The sequence below is a fragment of the Mesorhizobium caraganae genome (assembly GCF_016836705.1).
Lineage (GTDB): Bacteria > Pseudomonadota > Alphaproteobacteria > Rhizobiales > Rhizobiaceae > Mesorhizobium > Mesorhizobium caraganae.
Genome location: NZ_JAFCGY010000170.1, coordinates 1 through 414, shown reverse-complemented (window position 1 = coordinate 414; position 414 = coordinate 1). Strand labels below are relative to the sequence as shown.

The following is a 414-nucleotide window of genomic DNA, read 5'->3' as shown; positions in this document are numbered from 1 at the left end:
GACCGCATCCAGGTCGACAAATCCGAACGGCGCATGCGCCTGTACCGCGACGGCAAGCTGATCCGCACCTATTCGATCCTGCTCGGCGACGCGCCGGCCGGGCACAAGCGCCAGCAGGGCGACGAGCGCACGCCCGAGGGCGATTACCGCATCAGCGGGCGCAATCCCAACAGCCGTTTCCATCTGTCGCTGCGGGTGTCGTATCCGAATGCGGCCGACCGCAAGCAGGCGCAGGCGCGCGGCGTCGATCCGGGCGGCGACATCATGATCCACGGCGGCACGCCGCGCGGTTACACGCGCGACTGGACCGACGGCTGCATCGCCCTGACCGACAGCCAGATCGAAGAAGTCTGGAGCCTGGTCCCGACCGGCACGCCGATCCGCATCGATCCTTGAAACGCGCGCAGCCTGGAC

Annotated in this window: 1 protein-coding gene; it reads left to right on the top strand. The window is 68.4% G+C overall.

The genetic code is table 11. The annotated features are described in order from the left end of the window. The coding region (locus JQK88_RS35810; protein WP_203281307.1) for a L,D-transpeptidase family protein at nt 1–396 on the top strand (396 nt) is incomplete at its 5' end. Nucleotides 397–414: the final 18 nt, after the last annotated feature.